Genomic DNA, 25,086 nt, shown 5'->3' with positions numbered 1-25,086 from the left:
TTTAGCTGTAAGACAGTCGTGCCCAACATCAAAACTTATTGATAATTTCAGTTAGCGCCTTGTCCCAATCGGACAGGGCAATTCCCAGAGCTTTAATCTTTTCACCGTCCAGCACTGAATACGCCGGACGTTTTGCCGGAGTAGGGTACTGCGCGGTGGTAACTGCGCTCAGCGCAGGCTTTTTCTCGATGCGTCCTTTAGAAACGGCAACGTCAAAGATTCTATCGGCAAATTCGAACCATGAAACTTCACGATTGCCGCCGTAGTGATAAATGCCGCCCGCAGCATCCTGCTGGAGCAGTTTGATGATTGCCGTAGCAAGGTCACCGGCGTAGGTCGGACATCCGCGTTGATCGCCAACGATGCCAAGTGCATCACGTTTTTCCGAAAGCTTAACCATGGTTTTTACGAAATTATTGCCATACTCGCTAAATACCCAGGCGGTACGAATAATCGCGGCGTCGGGCAGTACGGATTGAACCGCATGCTCACCGTCTAATTTCGTCTTGCCGTAAACACCCAACGGAGCCGTTGGATCGGTTTCTAAATACGGCTGGGTGCCTTGGCCATCAAATACATAGTCAGTAGAAACGTGAATCAGCTTCGCACCGCTTGAGCGCGCTGCCAGTGCCAGATTTTCAGGCCCTTGTGTGTTAACCCGTGCCGCTGCTTCCGGCTCGCTTTCCGCTTTATCAACGCCAGTGTAGGCACCGGCATTAACAATGGCATCGGGTTTCCATGTATTTACAACTTCTTCAACCTGAGAGGCGTTGCCGATATCCAGTTCCGCAGAACCGAGTGCTTTAACGTGCCAGCCCTCAGGTAAGCGGTCCTGGAAACAGCGCCCCAGTTGGCCGTTGGCGCCGGTCAGTAAAATTTTCATTTCACCAGTTCCCGCAGTGGTTTCCCAAGTTTGTCTTTCTCTGACAAAAGAGGGTTATCGATTGGCCACTCAATGCCGACTTCCGGGTCATTCCAGATTAAACACGCCTCAAGCTCGGGCGCATAATAATTGGTGCATTTATACTCAAAATCAGCAACGTCAGACAGAACGACAAACCCGTGTGCCAAACCTGGTGGTACCCAAAATTGGGTTTTGTTTTCTTCAGAAAGCAGCACGCCGTGCCACTTGCCGAAAGAGGGAGAATCGGGACGAATGTCTACGGCAACGTCATAGACCTCGCCGCGCACCACGCGAACCAGTTTTCCTTGAGGATTGGCGGTTTGAAAATGCATGCCGCGCAATACGCCTTTGGAAGAGCGCGAGTGGTTGTCCTGCACAAACTCCAGGTCAATATTCAACATTTCTTGATAACGTTTTTTCTCAAACGTTTCTAGAAAGAAACCACGGCTATCACCAAAGATTTTTGGCTGGATAATTTTCACGCCGACGAGAGGCGTATCGATGATTTCCATGTTAGATTTCCTTGGATTCAATCAGCTGTGTCAGATATTTGCCATAGCCGGTTTTAGCCAGAACTTTCGCTTGTTCAGCAACTTGCTCACGCGAAATCCAGCCTTTACGGAAGGCAATCTCTTCAAGGCAGGCCACTTTGAAGCCCTGACGTTTCTCAATAGTGTGAATAAATTGAGAAGCTTCAAGCAGGCTATCGTGAGTGCCGGTGTCTAACCAGGCAAAGCCGCGGCCCAACTGTTCAACCTTCAGCTTACCTAAATCCATGTACATCTGGTTCAAGGTGGTAATTTCCAGCTCACCGCGATGAGAAGGTTTGATCTGCTTGGCCATTTCAACCACGTGATGGTCATAGAAGTAAAGGCCGGTCACCGCCCAGTTGGAGCGCGGGTGAGTCGGTTTCTCTTCAATGGAAATCGCACGATTGTCGGTGTCAAACTCAACCACACCAAAACGCTCAGGGTCCATAACCTGATAGCCGAAGACGGTAGCACCATCACTATTTTGAACAGCGTGTTCCAACTTACGGCCGAAACTTTCACCGAAGAAGATATTGTCGCCTAATACCAGCGCACATTTGTCTCCGGCAATAAAGTCTTCACCAATAATAAAGGCCTGAGCCAAACCGTCTGGGCTTGGCTGAATAGCAAAACTTAAATTAATACCAAACTGTGATCCATCACCTAACAGGCGAACAAATGCTTCGTTATCTTCAGGTGTCGTAATAATCAATATATCTTTAATGCCAGCCAGCATTAATACAGAGATTGGGTAATACACCATTGGCTTATCATAAATAGGGAGCAGCTGCTTCGACACACCGCGGGTAAGGGGATATAAACGCGTTCCTGAACCACCAGCCAGAATGATACCTTTCATGATACTGTCACCTTAAAATTTATTTTGTAAGACCAAGACGCTCAGTCCAAGTACCCGCTTTAATAGTATTTACCCACTCGAAGTTCTGCAGATACCATTCAACCGTTTTACGAATTCCGCTTTCAAACGTTTCTTCCGGTTTCCAACCTAATTCACGATCAATTTTGCTTGCATCAATAGCATAACGTTTGTCGTGACCAGGACGGTCGGCAACCCAGGTAATTAAATCACGGTAGTGTTTAACACCTTCAGGTTTCTGTGGAACGAGTTCTTCCAGTAAATCGCAAATAGTATTAACGACATCGATATTCTGGCGCTCATTGTGACCGCCGATATTGTAAGTTTCGCCAATTTTGCCTTCGGTAACCACTTTGTACAGCGCACGTGCGTGGTCTTCTACATAAAGCCAGTCACGGATTTGATCGCCTTTGCCATAAACTGGAAGCGGTTTTCCGGCCAACGCGTTGAGGATAATCAGTGGGATCAGCTTCTCGGGGAAGTGATACGGACCGTAGTTATTCGAGCAGTTGGTGACCAGCGTAGGAAGGCCGTAGGTACGAGTCCAGGCTCTGACCAGATGGTCACTGGCCGCTTTGGTGGCGGAGTAGGGACTGCTTGGTGAATACGGCGTTTCTTCGGTGAACAGGTCGTCCACGCCGTGCAAGTCACCATAAACTTCATCGGTAGAAATATGGTGGAAACGGAAATCCGCTTTCTTGTCTTCAGCCAAACTTAACCAATAGCGACGTGCTGCTTCCAACAGAGTGTAGGTACCCACCACGTTAGTTTGTACGAAAGCACCCGGGCCATCAATAGACCGGTCTACGTGACTTTCTGCAGCCAAATGCATTATCGCATCAGGTTGGTAGTCCGCAAAAATAGCGTTAAGGGCTTCAGCATCACAAATATCAATTTGAGCGAACTGATAACGTGAATCATCACTGACCGGTGCCAAAGATGCAAGATTACCGGCGTAGCTCAGATTATCAATAACGAGTACGCTGTCTTGGGTATTTTGAATAATATTTCTTGCGACGGCCGAGCCAATAAAGCCAGCACCACCTGTTACGATAATTTTCATTTTGTCCTCAACAAATAAAGTAAAGCAAAGGGGAGTCGTTACTTCCAATACCGCTTGTGCATACTAAGTTTTTGGGCCCATCTGAAAGGCAGGGTTTTATAATTCTTCCCTAACTTATATCCAGCAATTTTCATAAAGTTATTAATGCACGCGCGCGGGAGATACATCACTCCGTGTTTGAGCAAGAATCGTAGCTCAGAAAAAATAAACTTCTTTCCTTCTCCCCCCGCACCACCGAAGTTATCGTGTATCCAGGTTTCCTTTCCATGAAATACGCCAATATCAAAATAGCGTTTGAATTCTTCAAGTGAAGTATAATTATGAGAGTGTCGGACGATAGCTTCTGCCTCGTAGGCAACTTTATATCCCGCTAACACGGCTTTTCCGGCATAAAACATATCTTCGCCGAGAATAGTATTAGAAGGGAACCCACCTAATTCTTTAAATACCGAAATGCGGTAGGCAGCGAACGAGTTTGAGGTGAAAACAGTTTTAAGACCAACCTCGGGGATGTCCTCCCGGGTGTAAACATGATTTTGTGCTGTGTAATTAAAGTTTCGAGCATGTCTGGATATCGGCGTTGCGTCTCGGTGGGGTAACTGGCGACCGTAGGCGCATGCGACTTTGGGATCTTCGAAGGTTGCTACCAGTCTTTGCAGGCTTCCTTCTTCGGGGATCGCATCCTGTGTTAGAAATATCACAATTTCGCAATCTGCCGGGGCTAACTCAACGGCCAGGTTTCTCGTTCCTCCGTGATTGAATTCCTGACTGCTGATACTAACGACTTTAAATCCGGCCTGTTCTGCTAAAACGGCGGTTCCGTCGCGACTCCCGGAATCAATAACAAGAACATCAAGGTCGTCAGGTGCATACTTTTTAATGCTCTCTATTGATTCTTTCCAAACTCCACCACCGTTGAAGGTGGGTATAGCCAGACAATATTTCATCATCTTTTCCTGGATTCGCCAGAGATGAATAATATGACCCCGGGCATCAAGTTGCTCACCTTGGGTTAAGCTGCGAGACCCGGGATCGTAGTGTTAATCCCAATTACGAATGTAGTAGCCGCTTTCAATCGCGCTGTTTAGGCCGGTAATCGTTGGTACGATTTGGCTGACTACGCGGTTCCAACGTGCGATTGGTGCGGTAGTTACATAGACGATGTCATAGGGCTGGAGCTGGAAGTTAGTGCTCAGTACCATTGACGATGCGTCTTTTGCATTCAGCTGATAGATATTGGCAATTTTGCCCTTATCGTTTTTATCAGCCAGTTTGCCCTCACGAGTGCTGCGAATAACAAAGATACCGGTCGCATCGGCCAAATCTTGCGAAATGCCGTTAGCATTGCCCAGAGCTTCTGCCAGGGTCATGCCGCTGCGGTCCATTTTCAATGTACCTGGTTTAATCACTTCACCCATTACGAACACTTTCAGGTCATCGTTACGCGGGACATAAAGGATATCTCCCGGGTAAAGCAGACGGTTTTGAGTTAAGTCACCGTCCTGCATTAACGCTTCCAGCGACAAATGCTCATCGCGACCATTGTGGGTTAAAACAACATCACGCCAATCAGCGTTGGCAGTCAGACCGCCTGCGGCATTGATTGCGTCAATCACGGTCAGTGGAATATTGGTAATCGGCTGCTGACCCGAGGTAACCACTTCGCCCGTCACGTAGGCTTTTTGCGAGCGGAACGAGGCAATGCTGACATCGACCTGCGGGCTTTCTACGAAAGTCGCCAGCCTTTTGGCGATGGTGGTGCGAACTTCACCCAGCGTCAGGCCTGCAACGTGCACCTTGCCTATATAAGGATAGAAAATATTGCCATCGGCACCTACCCAGTTACCGGTATCGCTAGCACTACGATATTGTCCCGCAGGCGTAGTCAACTCTGGGTGGTCATAGACAGTTACCATCAGCACGTCGCCAATGCCGATGTGATACTGGTAACTCTTGAGTGTGGTGTCCAACTGAAGGTTAGGGCGCGCAATAATAGGGGCGGGTTGCATGGTGGCAACAAGCCCTGGCGTCATTGGATAAATGTTTACCAGTTTGTCCAAATCGTAATCGCTGTCTGGAACCTCAACGACGTTTTTATTTCCGGTGGTTAACGACTGTCCCGGTACAACTGTACAGCTGCTCAAAAAGCCCACAGCAAAGAATAGCGCAGAAAGTTTAAACAGATTTTTGTGCATAGGTTTCAGACCATCTCGATTTTTAAGAGTCACTGTCTACATCACTTTCCGGCCAGGTGATAATGAATAGACACAAGTACAAGTAATTGTGCCGGTACTTTAACTCGGCAGCGCGGAAAATTGTGAAAAATCACGCGTTGTTTCTAGAGTTTTCAGACTACGACTTAGAAAAGGTAACGCTACCGCCCTTGGCTTGTAGCAACCAATTCGCTAAAAAAATGTATATAATCTCAGTGCAGACTCCAGCTAACAGACAATAACAGCCCTTTAGTTCCAAATAAAATAGCTTTTCTAATTTATTTCTTTGAGCCTTAGAAAGAGTTACTGCGAGCTAGAATAAATTTTTGTTCCGCACTTGCCGTTTTTAAAATCATGAACTACGTCAGCAATAAATGTGTACTCTAAGGTTGAAAACATTGAGTTTAGTTATTCGTTTCAGCCTCGGTTTCTTTCTCGTTTCTTGTGCTAAAGAGAGCTTTTGGCGGCAAATTCTCTTTAGTACAAGTCAACGTTTGTATACCTTTCTTCTCACCTAAAATCTCTAGTTTCATATTTATATAAGGAGCATTATAAAATTTAAATGCACTTAAAATTTCTTTGCTTACTTGCGTTGTTATTTTTTTACGTCGCAAAGAAAGATTATCATTTATGTTCTCGCCAGGTTTTTTTACAGTGTTTTCGCGCATGGATAGAGCAGTTTTTGAGGGTTTTCTACTTAAGAGTCCCTTAACAACAGCTTCTAGCGCTGAACAGCTCCTATAATTGTCGCTTAAATGTTCAACTAGGAAGATTCCTAATTCGCGCATCATATCAATTTGGGAGTCACTCAGCTAGCGTATTTTTTATGTAAAACGCTATGTTTTTCAAGGTTTTTTGATTGCATCTTTTTGAGACCTATCCATGGCACAATGTGTAAGTATATATATAACGATTGGTTTGGATTCGCAATACCTTAATGCATTTTAAACTAAGGTTTTTTCTGTAACATAACCATGCATTTGCCTCATAAAAGGCACTTTATGGACTAGGGTAATCGCCTAAAATCAACGTTTCTTATGGATAAATTGGCTAAGCAGCCTTGTCAGGTGGGCCGATAAGAGGGGTTGAGTCATTTCTTAGATAATCACGCCTGTCATTTTCACACTCGATACTTAATTCAGAACTCAGCAGGAGAAGTTTTCTGTACTTTCTCTCGTTTTTATCCCTTTTCGCCTTGTGAATTAATTTCTGTTCTAAACTAATAGTCACCTATGTCGCATATTTATAGCCACTCGGTCAAAAATAATAAGAGTATTAATGATTAATTAAGAATACGTTTAATTTTCAGGGTAGGGGGCGTTTTTACACTATTAAAGTGTTTACGTTCTGAACAAAATAATGTGGGTGATTTCGAGCGCTGCGCATGGGCTAACAACAAATGAATAAGAAACGCAAAAATAAGCAAGAACGCGGCTTCCTGACGCACTACCTATAAGCGTTATAATATAACAGTCCTATGTGTCTTCATTTACCCGCAGGCTGAGTTCCGCTAAGTACCGGCATTACCTTACGAATAAGCTCCATAAATTTTAACAGCCGCGCAGGATAGTAACTGGCATAGGGATAAACCAGATAAACGGGCAATGGCTTGGCTCGCCATTGCGGCAGAATATTGACCAGACTGCCGTCGGTAATGTTCTCCTTAACAATCCACGCTGAGATAATGGCGGCGCCTAATCCTGCTTCTGCCGCTTTACGGGCGGCATAGAGACTGTCGGTGCTCATTTTGGGCACAATATCAAAGTGGACGTTTTCATTTGTAGTTTCGTGACGCAGGGTGACCTCATTGCGGTAATAGGTGCTGAGGGCAATCCAGGGCAGCTCGGTAAGATCATTAATTTTTTCAATCTTGGGAAAGCGAGCCAGCAGAGTAGGTGAGGCTATAACGATACGTGGCACTTCAGCCAGCAGCACGGCTACGATTGACGGGTCGGTGATTTCACCGACCTGAATCGCACAGTCAATGTGCTCAGCGATAAAATCCGGTGAGCGATCATTGAGCATCCAGTCAACCGACATATTGGTGTAGCGCTGCAGGTACTCGGTCAGCGGCGTAATGAGCTGGTCCTGGCCAAACGCGTGTGGCGCCCGCACGCGCAGTACGCCTTCAGGCTCGTCACTTGCACCGTGCAGTTCATCTTCAAGTGCATTCCAGCGTTCAATTAGCAGTTTTGCATGGCGAAAACAGCGCTGGCCGTCGTCGGTGAGCTTCATGGCGTGGGTGGTGCGCAGGATAAGTTTTGCGCCCAGCATTCGCTCCAGCGCCTGCAGTCTTCGACTTACGGTAGGTTGGCTGGTCTGCATTTGCTGTGCAGCAGCCGAAAGGCTGCCGCTTTCCACGATGCGTATAAAGGTGTGCATCAGGTCTATGCGGTCAATGCCGCTTTGAAATGTCTTATTCATACGTAATACGTATAACAGTTTTACCTTTCCGGTGGCTACCACAGAATTTCGTCTTGGCTACTATTGGCCGCAGTTTTTAGACCGATAAAATAAGACACCCAAGGACACAGCATGTCTGAATTGCAAAACACTCAAAATTTGGATTTAGCGGAGACAGCCGCACTTCCAGGAAAAATGGTTTTTACCTTAGCGGCGGGCGCCGGCTTGAGCGTGGCCTCTATTTATTACAGCCAGCCGATGCTGGGCATAATGGGGCCGGGTCTCAATGCCACCCTAAGTGAAACTGGCATGGTGCCAACGCTGACTCAAATCGGTTACGCGCTGGGCATTCTGTTTCTTATTCCGCTCGGTGACCGTTTTGACCGACGTACTATCATTTTGTTGAAAAGCTTGCTGCTGACGGTAGCGCTATTAATGTGCGGATTCGCGCCGGGGATCCACAGTCTGCTGGTGACCAGTTTGCTGATTGGGGCGGCGGCAACGCTGGCGCAGGACATTGTACCCGCCTCGGCCGCACTGGCGCCTGCTGCTCAGCGGGGTAAAACCGTCGGTACAGTAATGACCGGTTTACTGGTGGGAATATTGCTTTCTCGCGTAGTCAGCGGCGTGGTGGCCGAATATTTTGGTTGGCGGGCTATGTATCAACTGGCGGCGGTTAGCGTAGCGCTGGTGGGGGTTGCACTGTGGCGAGTGTTGCCGCGCTTTACGCCCGGCACCGACATGAGCTACACGGCGCTGCTGCTCTCGATGCGTCATTTATGGTTACGTTATAAAACACTGCGTCGTGCAGCACTCTCGCAAGGGCTGCTTTCAGTTGGATTTAGCGCATTTTGGTCAACGCTGGCGATTATGCTCAGTGAAACCTACCACTTAGGCAGCGGCATAGCGGGTGCTTTTGGGCTAGCGGGTGCCGCTGGTGCGCTGGCTGCGCCGCTGGCAGGAAAGTTGGCCGACCGACAGGGTCCGGCGAAAGTTACGCAGTTGGGATCGGCGTTGGTAATGGTGTCGTTTGCCGCTATGTTTCTGCTGCCGCTGCTTTCACCCCACGCGCAGTTGGTGCTGATTGTGCTCAGCGCCGTCGGGTTCGACCTTGGCGTGCAGGCCACGCTGGTTTCACATCAGACGCTGGTCTATGGATTAGAACCTGCCGCACGCGGTCGTCTTAACGCGCTGCTGTTTACCGTGGTGTTTATCGGCATGGCGATCGGATCTGCATTGGGCAGTAAAGCGTTAGAATTAGCCGGCTGGCAGGGCGTCGTGGCATTGGCCACCCTTGCAGGAGCAGGCAGTCTGCTGGTGCGCGTGATGAGTCGCAGGATATAAGCGTGTTTCCCTTCACTGCGCCCCCATCTTCTGAAGCTCAGGCTTTATAAAGCACGACATTTATAAAGCACACACTGCTCACTTGGCTACTGGTTCAAATTACTTTAAAAGTGTAGCCTGTGGGCAAGGTGGCATCACCACAGTGCTTTGAAGAGGAAGAAAACAATGACTATCGAATACGCAATCGTTGCAGGCGGCTGTTTCTGGTGTACGGAAGCGGTATTTAAGGACGTGATCGGTGTTGAAACGGTTGAGAGCGGCTACATCGGCGGTTTGACCGAGAACCCGACCTATGAACAAGTGTGTTCGGGCGAGACGGGTCATGCAGAAGCCATCCGTATCGGTTATGACGCTGACAAACTTAACTACGGTGACGTGCTGGATATCAGTTTTGCCACCCATGACCCTACGCAGTTAAACCGTCAGGGTAATGACATCGGCACCCAGTATCGTTCAGCTATTTTTCCGCTAAACGAACAGCAGAAAGTGCAAGCCGAAGCGGCAATTGTGCGCGCGCAGGAAGACAACACCCAACCGGTGGTTACCACCATCGAGCCGCTGGCGACCTGGTATCCCGCTGAGAACTACCATCAGGATTATTGGGAAGGAGCAGGGCAACGCAACGGTTACTGCATGGCAGTGATCCCGCCGAAATTGCAGAAATTGCGTAAAAGCTTTGCCAACCGCACTAAATCTTTGCAGGGGCAGTAAGCCTGAGCCATTATTCTTGCAGCGCGGCCTCACGGGGTTTGCGCTGCTTCATAATACGATGCAGGTTGCTCTCGAGCCATTCAGCCAAGCCGGTAACCTGATCTTTAACCTCAATACCCAAAGGTGTCAGGCTGTATTCGACGTGCGGCGGAACCACCGGATAAGACACGCGGTCAATAAATCCGTCATCCTCCAGCGACTGCAGCGTTTGAGCCAGCATTTTTTCGCTCACCCCGCCAATCCTTCTGCGCAACTCACTGAATCGCAAAGTTTCTTCGCTTAATGAAATAAGCACCAACAGGCCCCAACGACTGGTGATGTGGCGCAGGATCTCGCGTGAGGGGCAGTCTGCACTCATTAACTCACCGCGGCGTACTTGTTCAACAAAAGAAAGTTCAGACCTAGGTTGGTCGATTAGCGCGATATTCTCACCGGTTATATCGATAGAAGATTTATTCATCATTATTTTCCATACTAACTAAAGGGTGCGTACTTACATAAAGTTAGTATAACGCATAGCATGGGGTCAAGCGAAGCCGCTTAAGCCTCATTAGCGGCTACTTCTTAACTATTATTAAGTCACTGCTAATCATTCGCCGCAACAACACATTGGAGAATAACTATGTACGCAATTACCGGTGCTACCGGCCAACTTGGCCGTTTGGTGATCAATGCTCTGCTGAAAACCGTGCCTGCCGACCAAATTATTGCTGCCGTGCGTAGCCCTGAAAAAGCCCAAGACTTGGCTGACCTCGGCGTGGTAGTGCGTAAAGCCGACTATTCCCAGTCAGAAACGCTGGATGCGGCATTTAACGGGGTGGACAAAGTGCTGCTCATTTCTTCGAACGAGCTGGACAAGCGTCAGGCGCAGCATCATGCCGTGATTGATGCGGCCAAAAGAGCCGGCGTAAAACTGCTGGCCTACACCAGCATTCTGCACGCAGACACCACGCCGTTGGGACTGGGCGCTGACCATCGCGCCACGGAAACGGCACTCGTTGAATCCGGCCTGCCGGTGGTGGTGTTACGCAACGGATGGTATACCGAAAATTATGCTGCCAGCATTGCTCCGGCGTTGGCGCACAACGCATTCATTGGCTCAGTGGGCGAGGGGCGTATTTCCTCGGCGGCGCGTATCGACTACGCCGAGGCTGCCGCCGCCGCTCTGGTACTAGACGGACAAGCGGGGAAAATTTACGAGTTGGCGGGTGACACGTGTTACTCCTTGGCTGAATTTGCCGCAGAAATTGCCCGCCAGTCGGGTAAAACGGTGGACTATGTCAATCTTCCCGAGAGTGACTTCGCCCAGGCGTTGATGGGGGCGGGTCTGCCCGAAGCGCTATCGCTGATGCTGGCTGATTCCGACGCGGGTGCCAGCAAAGGGGGGCTGTTTGACGACAGCCATACCCTCAGCAAACTGATTGGTCGCCCGACAACCGACTATAAATCAGTCATTGCCGACACGTTGGCCTCACTCTGATTCAAGAATGAGAGATAGATAGCGCCTTGGTGAAAATTACAGCGTATTTTTAATCGCTTATTTTTGGAAATTTGAAACAGATCACAAGCATCCACAAGATGTTTGTGGTCGTTTTGTTTAATAAGTGTGCGAGAAGGCAAAATATTGTACTGATTACGCGAATTATAACGATTTAAAATGAGGTTTTTTTTGCCACGCTCCAAGAGAATAGGGTAGCATCTTTCGCCGTTGCCGGTTTTAACCCCTCGTTAACCTCGGTAGGTCAAGAATAATACAGTGGCGAAAAGCCACGAAAGGCGTCAGCAATTGCAATCGTTTGCTCATGTTGAAGGCTGGGCGTGAAAGAATTCTTTTGGAGAACAGGTAAGAAATGAAACGACATAAAAAAACTGCGGAAGAAAAACACGCAGCCAAAAGGCGTTGGCTGGATTCTCATGAGGAAGGTTATCACAAGAGTATGGGCAATCGTCAGGTTCAGATGATTGCTATCGGGGGCTCTATCGGTACCGGTCTGTTTTTAGGCGCCGGTGCGCGTCTGCAAATGGCCGGTCCTGCGCTGGCGTTGGTTTATCTGGTATGCGGTATCTTCTCATTCTTTATTCTGCGCGCGCTGGGCGAACTGGTTTTACACCGGCCAACCAGCGGCAGCTTCGTATCCTACGCCCGTGAGTTTCTGGGTGAAAAAGCCTCTTACGTCGCCGGCTGGATGTATTTTCTCAACTGGGCGATGACCGGTATTGTGGATATCACCGCCGTGGCGCTGTATATGCACTATTGGGGCACCTTTGGCGACGTACCTCAGTGGATGTTTGCACTCGCGGCATTAGCGATAGTGGCGACCATGAACATGATTGGTGTGAAGTGGTTCGCCGAAATGGAGTTCTGGTTTGCGCTTATCAAGGTGGCGGCGATTGCCATCTTCCTCATCGTGGGCGTGGTGTTCCTCGGCACCGGTAAAGAGTTAGCGGGTCAGCCGACCGGTCTACATCTTATAACCGACAACGGCGGTATATTCCCGCACGGTCTGCTGCCTGCGCTGGTGTTGGTGCAGGGCGTCGTCTTCGCCTTTGCCGCCATTGAGCTGGTGGGTACCGCGGCCGGTGAAACCAAAGAGCCTGAAAAAATTCTGCCTAAGGCCATTAACAGCGTTATCTGGCGTATCGCGTTGTTCTACGTTGGGTCCGTGGTGCTATTGGTGCTGCTGCTGCCTTGGAATGCCTATCAGGCGGGTCAGAGTCCGTTTGTGACCTTCTTTAGCAAACTGGGCGTGCCGTACATTGGTACCATCATGAACATCGTGGTGCTGTCTGCGGCGCTGTCGAGCCTGAATTCGGGTCTGTACTCCACCGGCCGTATTCTGCGTTCACTGTCGATGGGCGGTTCTGCGCCTAAGTTCATGTCCAAAATGAGCAAGCAGCAGGTGCCGTACGCTGGTATTCTGGTCACCGTGGCGATTTACATCGTTGGCGTGGTGCTAAACTACTACGTGCCGTCGCAGGTGTTTGAAATCGTTCTGAACATAGCGTCACTGGGTATTCTGAGCTCGTGGGGCTTTATCGTGGTTTGCCAGATGAAACTGCGTAAGGCCATTAAAGAGGGTAAGGCGAAAGAGGTCTCCTTCAAGATGCCGGGCGCACCGTTCACTTCGTGGCTAACTTTGCTGTTCCTGGGCAGCGTGCTGGTACTGATGGCATTTGACTACCCAAATGGCACCTACACCGTGGCGACGATCCCCCTGCTGGTTATTCTGCTGGTGTTTGGCTGGTTCGGCCTGCGCAACCGTGCTAAAGAAGTGAAGGCACTGGAGCAGGAACACGCCGAGAGTTTTGACGCGAAATAAGTGTTATCGGTGTTAACAAAAACGGCCGCCTATTGAGGGGGCCGTTTTTATATCTCACCAGCTTATGTCTGCCTGGTAAAACTAGGGTTTAGCGCCCAGCGTAAAGCTAAACTCACCGACGCCCTCGATGCCGCCGGTCACCGTGTCGCCTGGGTTGATCGCGCCCACTCCTGCTGGCGTACCGGTATAAATCAAGTCACCCGCTTTGAGCTCGACGGCCTGCGAAAGATAGCTGATAACGTCGGCGACCTGCCAAATCTGATCGCTCAGGTCGCCAATTTGACGGGGCTCACCGTTAACATTGAGCCAAATTTTACCCTGCACCGGATGACCCACCTTACTGACCGGCAGTAGCGCAATTGTCGGTGCTGATGCATCAAACCCTTTGGCAAAGTCCCATGGGCGACCCATCTTTTTAGCCGTGGCCTGCAGGTCACGTCGTGTTAAGTCGACACCTGCCGAATAGCCCCAAACGTGCTCCAGCGCCTGCTCAACGGCAATGTTTTTGCCGCCCTTGCCGATGGCAACCACTAGCTCAACTTCATGGTGCAAGTCAGAGGTCAGAGTGGGATAAGGGACTTCTCCCTCAGCAGGCACTACGGCATCGGCCGGCTTGGCGAAAAAGAACGGTGGCTCGCGATCAGGGTCGTGACCCATTTCACGGGCGTGCTCGGAATAATTGCGGCCAACGCAGTACACGCGGCGCAGCGGGAAGCGGGCGTCTTGCCCCTCGACTGCCAGTGATGCAGCTTGCGGTACGGGGATAACGAATTCAGTCATTTTCACTCTGCCATTTGTTGATTGATAATAAACGGACGGTCAAAAAGTTCTACGAATAAGTCTATCCAATGTACTCAGAGTGTTAACCACATGCAACGGGACCCGATGCAAGCATCGGGTCCTAAGGGTACATCCTATACGTTACCCATTTTTAATTAACGGTAGCGCGGTGCTGCTTGGCTTTGTAAAAACTCAGGCAACAGCGCTTTACGGGCGTTATCCAGCGCCAGCCATCTGTTTTCATCCTGCAGCGGCGGAATAGTGACCGGCTCTCTTTTGTCGAAGCCCGCCAGGGCGGCGTCAACCAGCTCGCCGACTTCCATCACACCCTGAATATCATCGACATTTTTGCCGCCTTTTTCCCAAATGTCTGTACGCGTTGCCGCCGGCAATACCACTTGGAAATACACGCCGCTGTGGGCCAGTTCGACCTGCAGCGACTGGGTAAACGCCAGTACAAAGGCCTTGCTGGCGGCATAAACCGGACCACTGATTTCAGGGGCCAAGGCCAGCACCGAGGCAATGTTGATCACTGCACCGTGCGGGTGTTTTTGCAGGCCGTCGAGCGCCACGCGTGACAGACGCGCCAATGAATTAACGTTCAGGCGGATTAACCCGTCGATGGCATCGGCGTCTGAGTCATTAAATTTACCCGGCAGCGTTGACCCAGCATTGTTGATCAGCAGTGAAATCGCCGGGGTATCACGAATGAGCTGCTCAAGGCTTTTCAGGCTGGTTGAGTCGGTGAGATCAGCAGGGAACACGCGAATGTTAACTCCGGTTTTGCCACTGAGTTCTACAGCGAGTTTTTCCATTTTAGCGCCGTCACGTGCGACCAAAATGAGGTCATAACCGCGGTCGGCTAGTCTTGCCGCGAAGGTTGCGCCTATTCCGGTTGATGCGCCGGTGACCAATGCTAAAGGTTTGGCTACTGATGTCTGGCTCATGTTGGTATTCCTTTATGATGGAGATTGACAGTGTGGTTTCATAATTAAACTGAATGATTTTTATCACTGGGGGTTTTATAATGCAACCAGATTGTTTTTTCTGCGTCTTTAGTAGCACGGAGTGATAAATGAAACGCACCAGCTTTAACGACAGCGTTTGCCCGGTAGCGCGCTCACTTGATTTGATTGGCGACTGGTGGACGCTGCTGATCGTACGCGACTCACTGGGCGGCATCAGGCGCTTTAGCGAGTTTCAGCGCAGTTTGGGCGCGGCTAAAAATATTTTAAGTACGCGGCTTAAGGCGCTGGTAGCTGAGGGGATTTTGGATATTGGTCCGGCTTCCGACGGGTCGGCGTATCAGGAGTATGTGCTTACCCAAAAGGGAAAAGATCTTTATCCGATACTCATCGCGCTTGGGCAGTGGGGTAATCACTATCTTTTTGCCGAAAATGAGGCCTGCAGCCGCGCGGTAGATAAACTCCATCAGCAGCCTGTCGCGACGATTAAACTGCATGCGCAGGACGGCCGCCCGCTGAGTGCCGAAGACATTCAGGTAATACCTGGAAAATCTGTGAGTAAAAACTGAAACAGTCTTAAAAGCCTGATATCAGTTTTTACTCAGTTTTAATACTTTCAACGAGGTGGGCTAACGGCTATAGGTTGTCCATGAGTTGGTGGATAATTTCTCCGACGCGTTTAATGGCCTGTCGGTCAATTTTCTCGTCAAGCTGCGCATAGTTGATGCGCATACAGTTACGGTATTTGCCCGAGGCGGAGAAAATTGATCCGACGGCAATTTGAATCTTTTCAGGTTCAAGCATTCGGTTAAGTCTTTGGGTATCGATTTTTTCGTCGAGCTCAATCCACAGTAAAAATCCGCCCTGTGGTCGGCTGACCCGCACACCCTGCGGAAAATACTTCATCACCCAGTCGGTCATCACACAAAGATTTAGCTGATACTGATTACGCACGCGGCGCAGATGCGCCTGATAATGACCTTCCTCGATAAAGTCGACCATCGCCAGCTGCGGTTGGGTGGCAGTATTGCCGGTGCTGATATATTTCATGTGAATAGCGCGGTCGCGATACCTGCCCGGTGCTATCCAACCGACCCGTAAACCGGGGGCCACCGTTTTTGAAAAAGAGCTGCACAACAGGACGCGGCCATCGTCGTCGAAGGAATAGATCGTTGCCGGTCGCGGATATTGGTAGGATAAATCACCGTAAACGTCGTCTTCAATAATCGCGATGTCGTAGCACTGTGCCAGACGCAGCAGCGCCATTTTACGATCGTCGGGCATGTTGTAGCCGAGTGGGTTATTACAGGTCGGCGTGAGTTGTATTGCTTTAATTGGCCATTGTTCGAGCGCCAGCTCCAGCGCTTCAATGCTGATGCCGGTAATCGGGTCTGTCGGGATTTCAAGCGCTTTCATGCCAAAACCCTTCAAGGTTTGCATGGCACCGTGAAAGCTTGGTGAGTCTACCGCCACGATATCACCCACTTCACAGACAGAGCGTATGGCAATAGAAAGCGCCTCGTGACAGCCGGTGGTAATGACCAGGTTTTCCGCATCGATATGGCTGCCGCTGTCAATCATCAGGCGTGCAATTTGGTCACGCAGTTCTTTTGAACCGTCGATAATATCGTAGTACAGCATGCTGTTGTCGGTGCGCTGGGCCACGCGTGCCATCGCTCGATTTAACGGCTTCAGGCTCGGCAGCGTAAGGTCTGGCGTTCCGCCGCCCAATGCCACCATGCCGGGAATGACGCGGCTGGTAATTTGCCCCAGCACCAGATCCCACTGTGAAATATCAACCGGACGCTGCGGTGAGCGGCATACGGCGGGCAGGGCGGCGAGGTGCTTGCTGATAGAAACAAAATAGCCCGATTTAGGGCGAGCTACCACCAGATGACGATCCTCAAGCGATCGGTAAGCCTGCTGAACGGTGCTGACACTCACGCCGTGTTCAGTGCTTAAAGTTCTTACCGAGGGCAGCCGCTGACCGGCCGGATATAATCCCTGTTCAATTCGTTCACCTAATACATTGGCTAAATGCTCATAGCGATTCATGGTCACACCTGATTGCAGTACAGATAGCGTTAATCTACGCCTAAATCTGTGCTCCTGGCTAGATCTGTACGGTTAAATTAATTAAAAACTGAGTCTGTATTGTTTGTCGGCGTTGTTAGATCCTATGTGCAGGGTTAACAGGAGGCGTCAAAATGAAAAGAATCTGTGAGTGTGACCAATTTACAAGCCAACGGGTAACGAGTGCTGCGGCAGAAGTCAGTATGCATCAGAGTGTCGAAAGCGGCGAAGGTAAAACGACACATGTTATTGATGAGAATAAAGTCAATGAGAAGCCGGGTGTTTGGATTGCATTTGTCAGAGCGATTAATCACTGGCACGAACGACGCCAGACGCTGAAGATCCTCCGCGGGCTTAACAGCACTCAGCTGAAAGACATTGGACTGTCGTGCGGCGACGTCGATAAACTGTATGGTAATCGAGATGATAATCGCAAAGTGTGGCCCAATTGGCCGAAGTAACATTTTGCTCCCCCATCCTAATCTGTCCCCGCGGAACAACGCGGGGGCAGGGATTAAAAGAAAGTCGTCACCTCTCCTACGCAGCGATACTCATCGTCAATCAGCGGCAGATAACGCCACTTGTCAAAAGCCGTGCATGGATGCGAAATTCCACAGCCGACCCAGTCTCCCACAGCCAAAGGCAGCTCCGCGGGGATCCGCAGGTAGGCATGCTGATCGTTGACTGCAGTAATCACACTCTCAGAGGCAGAACGCGGATTTTCCCCATCGCGGTCGCGGAAAAAATGTGGCAACGGCAGGTCCTGATCGAAAGGTACGTCACGGCGGCCAAAGTCCAGAATAGCTAATTCCGGCTCAGGGCGAGACAATACGCGGCCCCAAATCTCCAAGGTCGATTGGAAACTGTATTCGGCATGGGGCTGGGAAAACGGGGCGATGCGAGCATAAAGGCCGTCGTCATGAGCCATATATGCACCTGAGCGGATCAGTGTCACGCTTGGCTGACTGAGTTTTACGCCGGAAAAAGTGTCAACCACGATATCAAAGAAGGTGCCGCCGCCGGCACTGAGTAGTACTTCTCCTGCTGAAAACAGCTTTTCGTTGTCAATCGCCCGTGCTGCGGCAATCATGGTGGCGCAGTAATGTCTTACTGCCGCCAGTGACGCTTCGCTGCGGTCTCCGGCAATCGCGCCTTCATAGCCCGCAACGCCCGCAAGGTGTAAATTCGGACTGTCTTTCACTGCTTGGGCAATCGCCACCGCCTCACTCAGGCTGCGGCAGCCGGTGCGTCCGCCGGGCACGGAAACCTCGACCAATACGCAAAGGCGGCTTCCCACCTCGGCAATCACTTCATCAAGCAGTGCCACCCCAGCCAGTGAATCGACGTAACACATAAACTCGCTGCGGGGATTGTTGCGCTGGTACTCGGCAATCCAGCGAATAGCGGCAGGGTCGACCAGTTCATTGGCGAGAAAGACCTTTTCAATACCGAATGTGCGCAACGCGCGTACCTGCGCTGGCGTGGCCGCGCAAATCCCCCAGGCTCCAGATGCTACAGCGGCGCGTAGGATTTGTGGTGACATCGACGTTTTGCCGTGAGCGGCATGGCGAACGCCGTGCTGCCGACAAAATGCACTCATGCTGGCAAGATTGTGTCGCATGGCGCTTTGCTTCATCACCATCAACGGCGAAAATACCTCGGGGGAGGCCAGTACCGACGTCCCCATCGGCAGCGGGGCAGTGCCGTTACCGGCAACGGATTTATAGAGCATCGGCAAAATGTCTTTGTGCATAGTTATTTCCAAGTAGCGAGGGTGCAATGAGTCTTGAGTGAATCAGTGTTCCAGCACGCGTGATAAAAACTGCTGCGTGCGTGGGTTCTGCGGATCCACAAAGATTTGCTCCGGCGCGCCCTGTTCGGCAATCACGCCTTTGTCCATAAACACTACGCGGTCGGCAGTTTTGCGCGCAAAGCCCATCTCATGGGTGACCACGACCATGGTCATGCCGTCGCGTGCCAGTCCGCGCATGACTTCGGTCACTTCGCCCACCAGTTCGGGGTCGAGTGCGGAGGTCGCTTCGTCAAAGAACATGATTTTGGGTTCGACTGCCAACGCCCGAGCAATCGCCAAGCGCTGTTGCTGTCCACCTGAAAGCTGTGATGGATAATGATTGGCACGTTCTGCCAGTCCCACGCGCTCCAATGCCTCCATACCGCGCTTGTTGGCTTGTGATACCGACATTTTTCGCGCCTTAATCAGCGCCAGGGTTACGTTTCCGAGCGCCGTTTTATGTGGGAACAGGTTGAATTGCTGAAAAACCATGCCGACGTGGCCACGTATCTCTTTGGCTCGTTTAGCGTCGTGCAGCGGAACCTGATTGACCCAGACTTCGCCACCGTCGGCAATTTCCAGACCGCTCATAATGCGCAGTACAGTACTTTTACCTGAGCCGGATGCACCGATCAGCACCAACACTTCGCCCGCTTTTACGTCAAGGCTAATCTCTTTGAGAACCTGGGTACTGCCGAATGATTTGGTGATCCCGTTTAGGCTAATGACAGCGTTATTGCTCATGACAGCTGACTCCTGGTGTGATTATGGTGTTGAACCCAGCGCGAAAGTGGGTAGCAAATAGCGAAATAAAGCGCGGCAACCAGCAGGTAAATCACCACCGGCTGACCCATGCGGTCAACGATGGCCTGCCCCTGGTGCATCAGCTCCGACATGCCAATCATGCTGACAATCGAGGTGTCTTTAATCAGTGAGAGATATTGTCCTGCCAGCGGAGGGAGAACAATTTTACGCGTCTGTGGCAATATCACCGAAAAGAACGCCTGTCGTTTATCCAATCCAAGAATTTGTGAAACTTCCCACTGGCCCTTTGGCACTGCTTCTATTCCGGCGCGGAAAACCTCAGAGATATAGGCACCCTGATATATACTCAGGCCCAAAATACCCGCTGCAAACAGGTTGATTTCATAGCCGAAATAGGCAACGCCGAAGTAGATAAACATCAGTGTAATCAGCACCGGTGTGCCACGAAACAGTTCGGTATAGACGCGGGCAATTTGCGCCCCCACAGGAACATTGCTGGTGCGCAACACCGCGGCCAGCAACCCGAGCAGCGTACTGCCGATAATCGATGCCACCGAAAGCAGCAGGGTGACCAGCAATCCTTTAAACAGCAGCGGCAAGCTGGAAAGAATTAAATCGCTCATAGCAGGTCTCCAGATTTGAGATTATTTGCGGGTAAAGATTTTCCACGACCGCCTGCCCGCCAAGTTTTTATCGCCGACCCTGAAGACTTTTTTACTGGCGTCACCAGCGGAGGATTAAACATCCGGCGTCCCAACAGGTTGCCTATTAATGAGAACGCATTGCTGAGCAGCAGATAAATAACCAGGGTAACGCTGAAGGTCTGTATATAGAGCAACGTGCGGGAGTTAATCACCGTCGCCACGCCGGTCAACTCGGGAAGTGCAATGGCAGAAAGCAGGGAAGTACCCAGCAACAGTTGAATCAGATTATTAATAATCGCTGGGTAAACGGCGCGCGCGGCCTGCGGCATAATCACGTTGATAAACACCTGTCGGCGGCTAATGCCCAATATCGTTGCAGCCTCAATTTGCCCTTTGGGAACCGACTGTATCCCTGCGCGAAATACTTCTGCCAGATAGGCACCGACGTTCACGCCAAGCGCTATCACACCGGCGGTATAGGCATTTAATACAATGCCAAGAGACGGTAACCCGAAAAAAACGATAAATATTTGCAGTAAAACCGGCGTGTTTCTGATCACTTCGATATAGCAGTTACTGATTAGACGAAGCACAGACCAGCCGGATTCTTTAGCCAGCGCCGCCAGCAGACCCAATGTCATCGCCAGCAAAAATGCCAGCAGGGTAACTTGCAGCGTTACCCATGCCGCCTCAATAAAGGTATTGAAATAGCCCGCGAGGGTTAACCATTGGTAGCTCATTCTCTGTCTCCGTCTTTAGGAACTTTAGTACTGAGGGTTCAGCGGATAATGTGGCGTAGTACCAAACCATTTTTGATACAGCTCGGCATTTTTCTTCGACGCATTAATTTCAAACAGGAATTCATTGAGATAGTTGAGCCACACCTGGTCACCGGCTTTAACGCCAAAGGCGTTATATTCCAGCGGGACCAGCGCTTCATCGGTAACCATCAAGGTTGGGTCGAGCTTGGCCTGATAAGCCAGGAAGTTATTATCCTCGATCATCGCATCGGCCTGACCCTGTTTCACCGCCAGAATTGCCGCCTGTGAGGAGTCATATTCCTGAATATTAACTTTAATGTTCATTGAACGGACTTCATCACCGTTAGTGGAACCTTTCACCGTGGCAATGGTTTTACCGTTCATGTCATGCGCAGACTTGATGCCGCTGGATTTTTTGACCAACAGAGCCTCGCTGGCCACCACGTAAGGTTGGGTGAAGCCAATTTCTTTGGCACGGTCCAGATTGCGGGTGAAGTTACAGAACACCACATCAACCTTGTCGGTTTGCAGATTCGGGATGCGGTTGGCGCTGGTGGTATTGACCATTTCCAGCTTGACGCCCATATCTTTAGCCAGCTCTTTGGCTAAATCGACGTCGTAACCATCTGGATTACCGGCTTTATCATAGAAGCCGAATGGCGCGAAGCTTAGGCAATCGCCCACACGCAGTGTGCCGCGCTGTAAAACGGTTTGCAGTGTGGAGGTGGGCGCGGCACCGGCCTTTCCCTCTTTAGAGTCCGTCGGTGTGCAGCCTATTAAAGCAAATAAACTTACCGCGCTAAAAATACAGGCGGTTTGGGCTTTATATTTAATATGATTCATTTCAATACCCTCGTTGTAATAATAATTTGTCTGTGGTTGGTGAATTTAAATATCAATAGACCAAAGATAAATCGTGAAGTTAATCAAGAGAAAAGAAAAAGATATTGCGATATTATTATTTTCGGTCGGCTCTGAAGCATTTCATGTCAACTTCTACCTTACAGTCCACCACCAAGTCTTGAACGCTGCAAATTCTTGCTGGAGGATGACCGTCAAAAACTTCACTGAATACTTTGTTAAAAGAACTGAAGTAGCGTGCATCGGTCAAAACCGCAGTGACATGAACAACGTCTTTAACCTCATAGCCGGCTTCACGCATAATCTGCAGGCAGTTATCAAAGGCCAGTTTGGTTTGCTCGATAATGCCGCCTTCCACGACTTCGCCTGCTGTCATAGGCGTTTGCCCCGAAATATACAGCCAGCCGTCGGCCTCAACCGCTCGAGCAAAAGGCAATCGCTGTCCGCCTGTGCCTACGCCACCTTCGGTGCCATAGCGTTTAATTGACATGTGTTACTCCTGAGTTTCGGATTTCTTTTAGCCTGAGCTAAGGTTATTTTTAGTTTTATAATTTTTATTTAATCAAAAAAACTGCGTTCCCCGGTGTTGTTACTGTCCGATATGTCAGACTGATGTCTGCGATACTGGATGTTTTTAGATTTGCATAAAGAAATTTATTTTGCAATATAGGGCATGCGCTTTATTTGTTAATTAAGCGAGGATTTAGATAAGCTTCTGATGTGGGGGTTGATTAAAATAACTCTTTTGTGATCCTGCTCTATATTTTACTTTTAGTAATACTTATCTTGATGCCCTAAATAAGGGCTTTATTATGGTGCATTTTTATAGAGTAATTATGTGGATGATTAAAGGGATTCGGTTTCCGGTGACATTAAACAATGTGTATGATGTGGTTTATTACGAAAGAGACAGGCTTAATAAATAAGGGAGTAAGTATGCCGGTAGAAAACGCACCCCGCGCGAGGGGAGTGGACCGCGTGATTGATATCTTTCGTCAATTACATCAGGCACGCCAGCCGATGAGTATGCGTGAACTCATAGACGCCACGGGCGCACCGCGTTCGAGCATTTACGAGCTGGTGAGTATTTTGTCCGAGGCTGGATGGCTGGAGTCGAATGCGGAAGGTAACGTATTTTTCGGCCGTGAGATGCACTATTACGGTGCGGACTACATGACCCATAACGACCTGATCCGCCGTTCACATCAACTGATGGTTGAGTTGGTGGCGAAGCACGGTGAAACGGTGCAGCTTTGCATGCTTGAAGGTAACAAATATACAGTGGTGCTTTCTGAAAGCAACGCCCAGCCTTTCAAGATAACCTCAGATATCGGTGTTAAAGTGCCTATTCCATGGACGGCGTCAGGCAGGCTTCTGCTAGGAGACTGGTCGGCGGAGGACATTTTAGCCCTGATCCCAGATGAAGATTTTGTGCTCGCCAACGGACGTCATATCGATAAGCAGGAGTTTCTTGACGATATTCACCGCGCAGGGGCTCAGGGATATTATTTGACCGAGGGGCTTTCCGACAGTTTCACCTGCTGCATGGCAGCGCCAATCCGCACCCGCGCGGGACAGGCGGTGGCGGCATTTTGCTTCATGGTGAGTCGTGATACGCCAATGGAAAGAAGGCAAATGCTGTTGCAGGAGTTGATTGTATCCGCGCAGCGACTTTCTGAGCTGTCATAAATATCAATCATAATCAGGGCAGGGCCGAAAATGTGGCCCCGCCTGATTCAATCAGTTAGTAGCTAAGCGTGAGGATCTCTTTGGCTCGCGCTAGGTCAATATCCTGCTGTTCACCCATCGGCAACATGTTGAAGCGCTTCAAATTCTCGAGGATTTCATCAATCGCTGTCTTAGGATGACCGTGAGCGCTGAGCCGTGTTTTCAAGCCCATCAACTCGAAGAATTCACGCGTTTTGGCAATAGCGGCGTCAATGCGGGCATCGTCGTCTCCGGCAGTAATATTCCACACGCGCTCTGCATACTGCAGTAGCTTCTGTTTTTTGCTCTCACGTTGCACCTGCAGCAGAGCGGGCAGCAAAATAGTCAGCGTTTGCGCGTGGTCGATGCCGTAAAGCGCCGTTAATTGGTGACCAATGCGGTGGGTTGCCCAGTCCTGCGGCACGCCAACGCCGATCAGGCCATTTAGTGCAAGCGTTGCTGACCAGGTTATCGCGGATCGAACGTCATAGTTCTGCGGGTCACTGAGTGCTTTCGGACCTTCTTCTATTAAGGTGAGCAGCAGGCCTTCGGCAAAACGGTCCTGCACTTTGCCGTAGACTGGATAAGTCAGATACTGTTCGACAACGTGAATGAAGGCGTCAACCACGCCGTTGGCAACCTGAGTTATCGGCAGGGTATAGGTCTTAGTAGGATCCAATACGGCAAATTTAGGGAACAGCAGCGGATGGCTATAGCCGGATTTCTGTCCCAGTGCAGTGTTGGTGACCACGGCGACGTCATTCGTCTCAGAGCCAGTAGCCGGCAGGGTCATCACGCAGCCTAATGGCAGTGCATCTGTCAGCGGTTGACGCGCGGCCCACAACGGCCAAATGTCGCCCTCATAGCGCGCCGCAGCAGCGATAAACTTGGTACCGTCAACCACTGAACCACCGCCCACGGCGAGCAGAAAATCAATCTTGTTCTCTTTGATAACATCGACGGCTTTCAGCAGCGTATCTAAATGAGGGTTAACTTCGATACCGCCAAATTCAAACGTGACGCGGTCACTTAATGCGGCATGGACTTCATCCAGCGTGCCATATTTTTTAGCACTGCCGCCGCCGTAGGTGATCAGTACGCGGGCATTTTCAGGAATATTTTTACCGATATCTGCAATTCGGTCGACGCCGAACAGCACACGCGTAGGGTTGTAAAAATCGAAATTAAACATGGTTTGCCCTTATGGAAGAGTACACAGCAGTGGAAGGTGATAATGACGTAATGATTACCATGATACGACACGCAATTGTAAGGATTGTCGTAGTTTATGGGCTGCCGCCGCACAATCTGCTTATCTGAAAGAGTGAGGTAAGGCGATATGCCGGACATAAAAAAGCCCGCCCATTAACAGG

Annotated in this window: 26 protein-coding genes; 7 read left to right on the top strand and 19 right to left on the bottom strand. The window is 50.1% G+C overall.

Annotated elements, in window-relative coordinates:
• Nucleotides 1–28: 28 nt before the first annotated feature.
• The 8 genes from rfbD to GA565_RS14550 all read right to left on the bottom strand — a co-directional run bounded on the left by rfbD (nt 29) and on the right by GA565_RS14550 (nt 8,011).
• Nucleotides 29–883, bottom strand: coding sequence for a dTDP-4-dehydrorhamnose reductase (gene rfbD / locus GA565_RS14585; RefSeq protein WP_152199058.1), 855 nt, complete (start codon nt 881–883; stop codon nt 29–31).
• Nucleotides 880–1,416, bottom strand: coding sequence for a dTDP-4-dehydrorhamnose 3,5-epimerase (gene rfbC, locus GA565_RS14580; RefSeq protein ID WP_152199057.1), 537 nt, complete (start codon nt 1,414–1,416; stop codon nt 880–882). The genes rfbD and rfbC overlap by 4 nt, the downstream gene beginning before the upstream one ends.
• A 1-nt stretch (nt 1,417) precedes the next feature.
• Entirely contained in the window at nt 1,418–2,293 is an 876-nt protein-coding gene (gene rfbA / locus GA565_RS14575) for a glucose-1-phosphate thymidylyltransferase RfbA (protein ID WP_152199056.1), read from the bottom strand.
• A 19-nt stretch (nt 2,294–2,312) separates the two neighbouring features.
• A complete protein-coding gene (gene rfbB / locus GA565_RS14570; RefSeq protein ID WP_152199055.1) occupies nt 2,313–3,374 on the bottom strand; it encodes a dTDP-glucose 4,6-dehydratase in 1,062 nt (353 codons plus the stop codon).
• A 38-nt stretch (nt 3,375–3,412) separates the two neighbouring features.
• A complete protein-coding gene (locus tag GA565_RS14565) occupies nt 3,413–4,321 on the bottom strand; it encodes a glycosyltransferase family 2 protein (RefSeq protein ID WP_152201521.1) in 909 nt (302 codons plus the stop codon).
• Between the two features lie 93 nt (nt 4,322–4,414).
• On the bottom strand, nt 4,415–5,569 hold the full coding sequence (locus GA565_RS14560) for a polysaccharide export protein (RefSeq protein WP_152199054.1): 1,155 nt from the start codon (nt 5,567–5,569) through the stop codon (nt 4,415–4,417).
• Nucleotides 5,570–5,991: 422 nt separating this feature from the next.
• A complete protein-coding gene (locus tag GA565_RS14555) occupies nt 5,992–6,378 on the bottom strand; it encodes a hypothetical protein (protein ID WP_152199053.1) in 387 nt (128 codons plus the stop codon).
• A 694-nt stretch (nt 6,379–7,072) separates the two neighbouring features.
• Nucleotides 7,073–8,011 (bottom strand): LysR family transcriptional regulator, encoded by a 939-nt coding sequence (locus GA565_RS14550; protein ID WP_152199052.1) that lies wholly within the window; start codon nt 8,009–8,011, stop codon nt 7,073–7,075.
• A gap of 111 nt (nt 8,012–8,122) precedes the next feature.
• Between GA565_RS14550 and GA565_RS14545 the strand changes: the two genes are divergently transcribed.
• The gene (locus tag GA565_RS14545) at nt 8,123–9,334 is read left to right on the top strand and encodes an MFS transporter (RefSeq protein WP_152199051.1); all 1,212 of its coding nucleotides are present in this window, start codon (nt 8,123–8,125) and stop codon (nt 9,332–9,334) included.
• Between the two features lie 165 nt (nt 9,335–9,499).
• Nucleotides 9,500–10,045: a peptide-methionine (S)-S-oxide reductase MsrA gene (gene msrA, locus GA565_RS14540; RefSeq protein WP_152199050.1), complete on the top strand. Its 546-nt coding sequence runs from the start codon at nt 9,500–9,502 to the stop codon at nt 10,043–10,045.
• 10 nt (nt 10,046–10,055) lie between these two features.
• On the opposite strand, the gene GA565_RS14535 is transcribed toward msrA, so the two are convergent.
• Nucleotides 10,056–10,403 (bottom strand): helix-turn-helix domain-containing protein, encoded by a 348-nt coding sequence (locus tag GA565_RS14535; RefSeq protein ID WP_226951040.1) that lies wholly within the window; start codon nt 10,401–10,403, stop codon nt 10,056–10,058.
• A 264-nt stretch (nt 10,404–10,667) separates the two neighbouring features.
• Between GA565_RS14535 and GA565_RS14530 the strand changes: the two genes are divergently transcribed.
• Together GA565_RS14530 and ansP are read left to right on the top strand one after the other, a co-directional pair.
• The gene (locus tag GA565_RS14530) at nt 10,668–11,525 is read left to right on the top strand and encodes an SDR family oxidoreductase (RefSeq protein ID WP_152199049.1); all 858 of its coding nucleotides are present in this window, start codon (nt 10,668–10,670) and stop codon (nt 11,523–11,525) included.
• Nucleotides 11,526–11,895: 370 nt separating this feature from the next.
• Nucleotides 11,896–13,365 carry an L-asparagine permease gene (ansP, locus tag GA565_RS14525; RefSeq protein ID WP_152199048.1) on the top strand — a complete coding sequence of 490 codons (1,470 nt, stop codon included), beginning with the start codon at nt 11,896–11,898 and terminating at the stop codon, nt 13,363–13,365.
• Between the two features lie 81 nt (nt 13,366–13,446).
• Here the strand turns inward: ansP and GA565_RS14520 are convergent, their stop codons facing one another.
• Both GA565_RS14520 and GA565_RS14515 read right to left on the bottom strand, forming a co-directional pair.
• Entirely contained in the window at nt 13,447–14,145 is a 699-nt protein-coding gene (locus tag GA565_RS14520) for a fumarylacetoacetate hydrolase family protein (RefSeq protein ID WP_152199047.1), read from the bottom strand.
• A 155-nt stretch (nt 14,146–14,300) separates the two neighbouring features.
• Entirely contained in the window at nt 14,301–15,092 is a 792-nt protein-coding gene (locus GA565_RS14515; RefSeq protein ID WP_152199046.1) for an SDR family oxidoreductase, read from the bottom strand.
• Nucleotides 15,093–15,220: 128 nt separating this feature from the next.
• Between GA565_RS14515 and GA565_RS14510 the strand changes: the two genes are divergently transcribed.
• A complete protein-coding gene (locus GA565_RS14510; RefSeq protein WP_152199045.1) occupies nt 15,221–15,679 on the top strand; it encodes a helix-turn-helix domain-containing protein in 459 nt (152 codons plus the stop codon).
• A 67-nt stretch (nt 15,680–15,746) separates the two neighbouring features.
• On the opposite strand, the gene GA565_RS14505 is transcribed toward GA565_RS14510, so the two are convergent.
• Nucleotides 15,747–17,165 (bottom strand): PLP-dependent aminotransferase family protein, encoded by a 1,419-nt coding sequence (locus GA565_RS14505; protein ID WP_152199044.1) that lies wholly within the window; start codon nt 17,163–17,165, stop codon nt 15,747–15,749.
• 152 nt (nt 17,166–17,317) lie between these two features.
• On the opposite strand from GA565_RS14505, the gene GA565_RS14500 reads away from it, so the two are divergent.
• Nucleotides 17,318–17,644, top strand: coding sequence for a DUF1127 domain-containing protein (locus tag GA565_RS14500; protein WP_152199043.1), 327 nt, complete (start codon nt 17,318–17,320; stop codon nt 17,642–17,644).
• A gap of 53 nt (nt 17,645–17,697) precedes the next feature.
• On the opposite strand, the gene GA565_RS14495 is transcribed toward GA565_RS14500, so the two are convergent.
• From GA565_RS14495 to GA565_RS14470, 6 genes are all read right to left on the bottom strand, one after another.
• On the bottom strand, nt 17,698–18,936 hold the full coding sequence (locus GA565_RS14495; RefSeq protein ID WP_152199042.1) for an amino acid deaminase: 1,239 nt from the start codon (nt 18,934–18,936) through the stop codon (nt 17,698–17,700).
• A 42-nt stretch (nt 18,937–18,978) separates the two neighbouring features.
• The gene (locus GA565_RS14490; RefSeq protein ID WP_152199041.1) at nt 18,979–19,719 is read right to left on the bottom strand and encodes an amino acid ABC transporter ATP-binding protein; all 741 of its coding nucleotides are present in this window, start codon (nt 19,717–19,719) and stop codon (nt 18,979–18,981) included.
• Nucleotides 19,716–20,363 (bottom strand): amino acid ABC transporter permease, encoded by a 648-nt coding sequence (locus GA565_RS14485; RefSeq protein ID WP_152199040.1) that lies wholly within the window; start codon nt 20,361–20,363, stop codon nt 19,716–19,718. Before GA565_RS14485 ends, GA565_RS14490 begins: the two co-directional genes overlap by 4 nt.
• Nucleotides 20,360–21,124: an amino acid ABC transporter permease gene (locus GA565_RS14480; RefSeq protein ID WP_152199039.1), complete on the bottom strand. Its 765-nt coding sequence runs from the start codon at nt 21,122–21,124 to the stop codon at nt 20,360–20,362. Before GA565_RS14480 ends, GA565_RS14485 begins: the two co-directional genes overlap by 4 nt.
• A gap of 24 nt (nt 21,125–21,148) precedes the next feature.
• Complete coding sequence (locus tag GA565_RS14475) at nt 21,149–21,988, bottom strand: transporter substrate-binding domain-containing protein (RefSeq protein WP_055780349.1); 840 nt, start codon at nt 21,986–21,988, stop codon at nt 21,149–21,151.
• 115 nt (nt 21,989–22,103) lie between these two features.
• A complete protein-coding gene (locus GA565_RS14470; RefSeq protein ID WP_152199038.1) occupies nt 22,104–22,496 on the bottom strand; it encodes a RidA family protein in 393 nt (130 codons plus the stop codon).
• 446 nt (nt 22,497–22,942) lie between these two features.
• On the opposite strand from GA565_RS14470, the gene GA565_RS14465 reads away from it, so the two are divergent.
• Nucleotides 22,943–23,695 (top strand): IclR family transcriptional regulator, encoded by a 753-nt coding sequence (locus GA565_RS14465; protein WP_055780343.1) that lies wholly within the window; start codon nt 22,943–22,945, stop codon nt 23,693–23,695.
• A 55-nt stretch (nt 23,696–23,750) separates the two neighbouring features.
• On the opposite strand, the gene GA565_RS14460 is transcribed toward GA565_RS14465, so the two are convergent.
• Nucleotides 23,751–24,905 carry an iron-containing alcohol dehydrogenase gene (locus tag GA565_RS14460; RefSeq protein WP_152199037.1) on the bottom strand — a complete coding sequence of 385 codons (1,155 nt, stop codon included), beginning with the start codon at nt 24,903–24,905 and terminating at the stop codon, nt 23,751–23,753.
• Between the last annotated feature and the right edge of the window lie 181 nt (nt 24,906–25,086).

The organism is Rouxiella sp. S1S-2 (genome assembly GCF_009208105.1).
Lineage (GTDB): Bacteria > Pseudomonadota > Gammaproteobacteria > Enterobacterales > Enterobacteriaceae > Rouxiella.
This window is presented reverse-complemented; position numbering and strand designations above follow the sequence as displayed.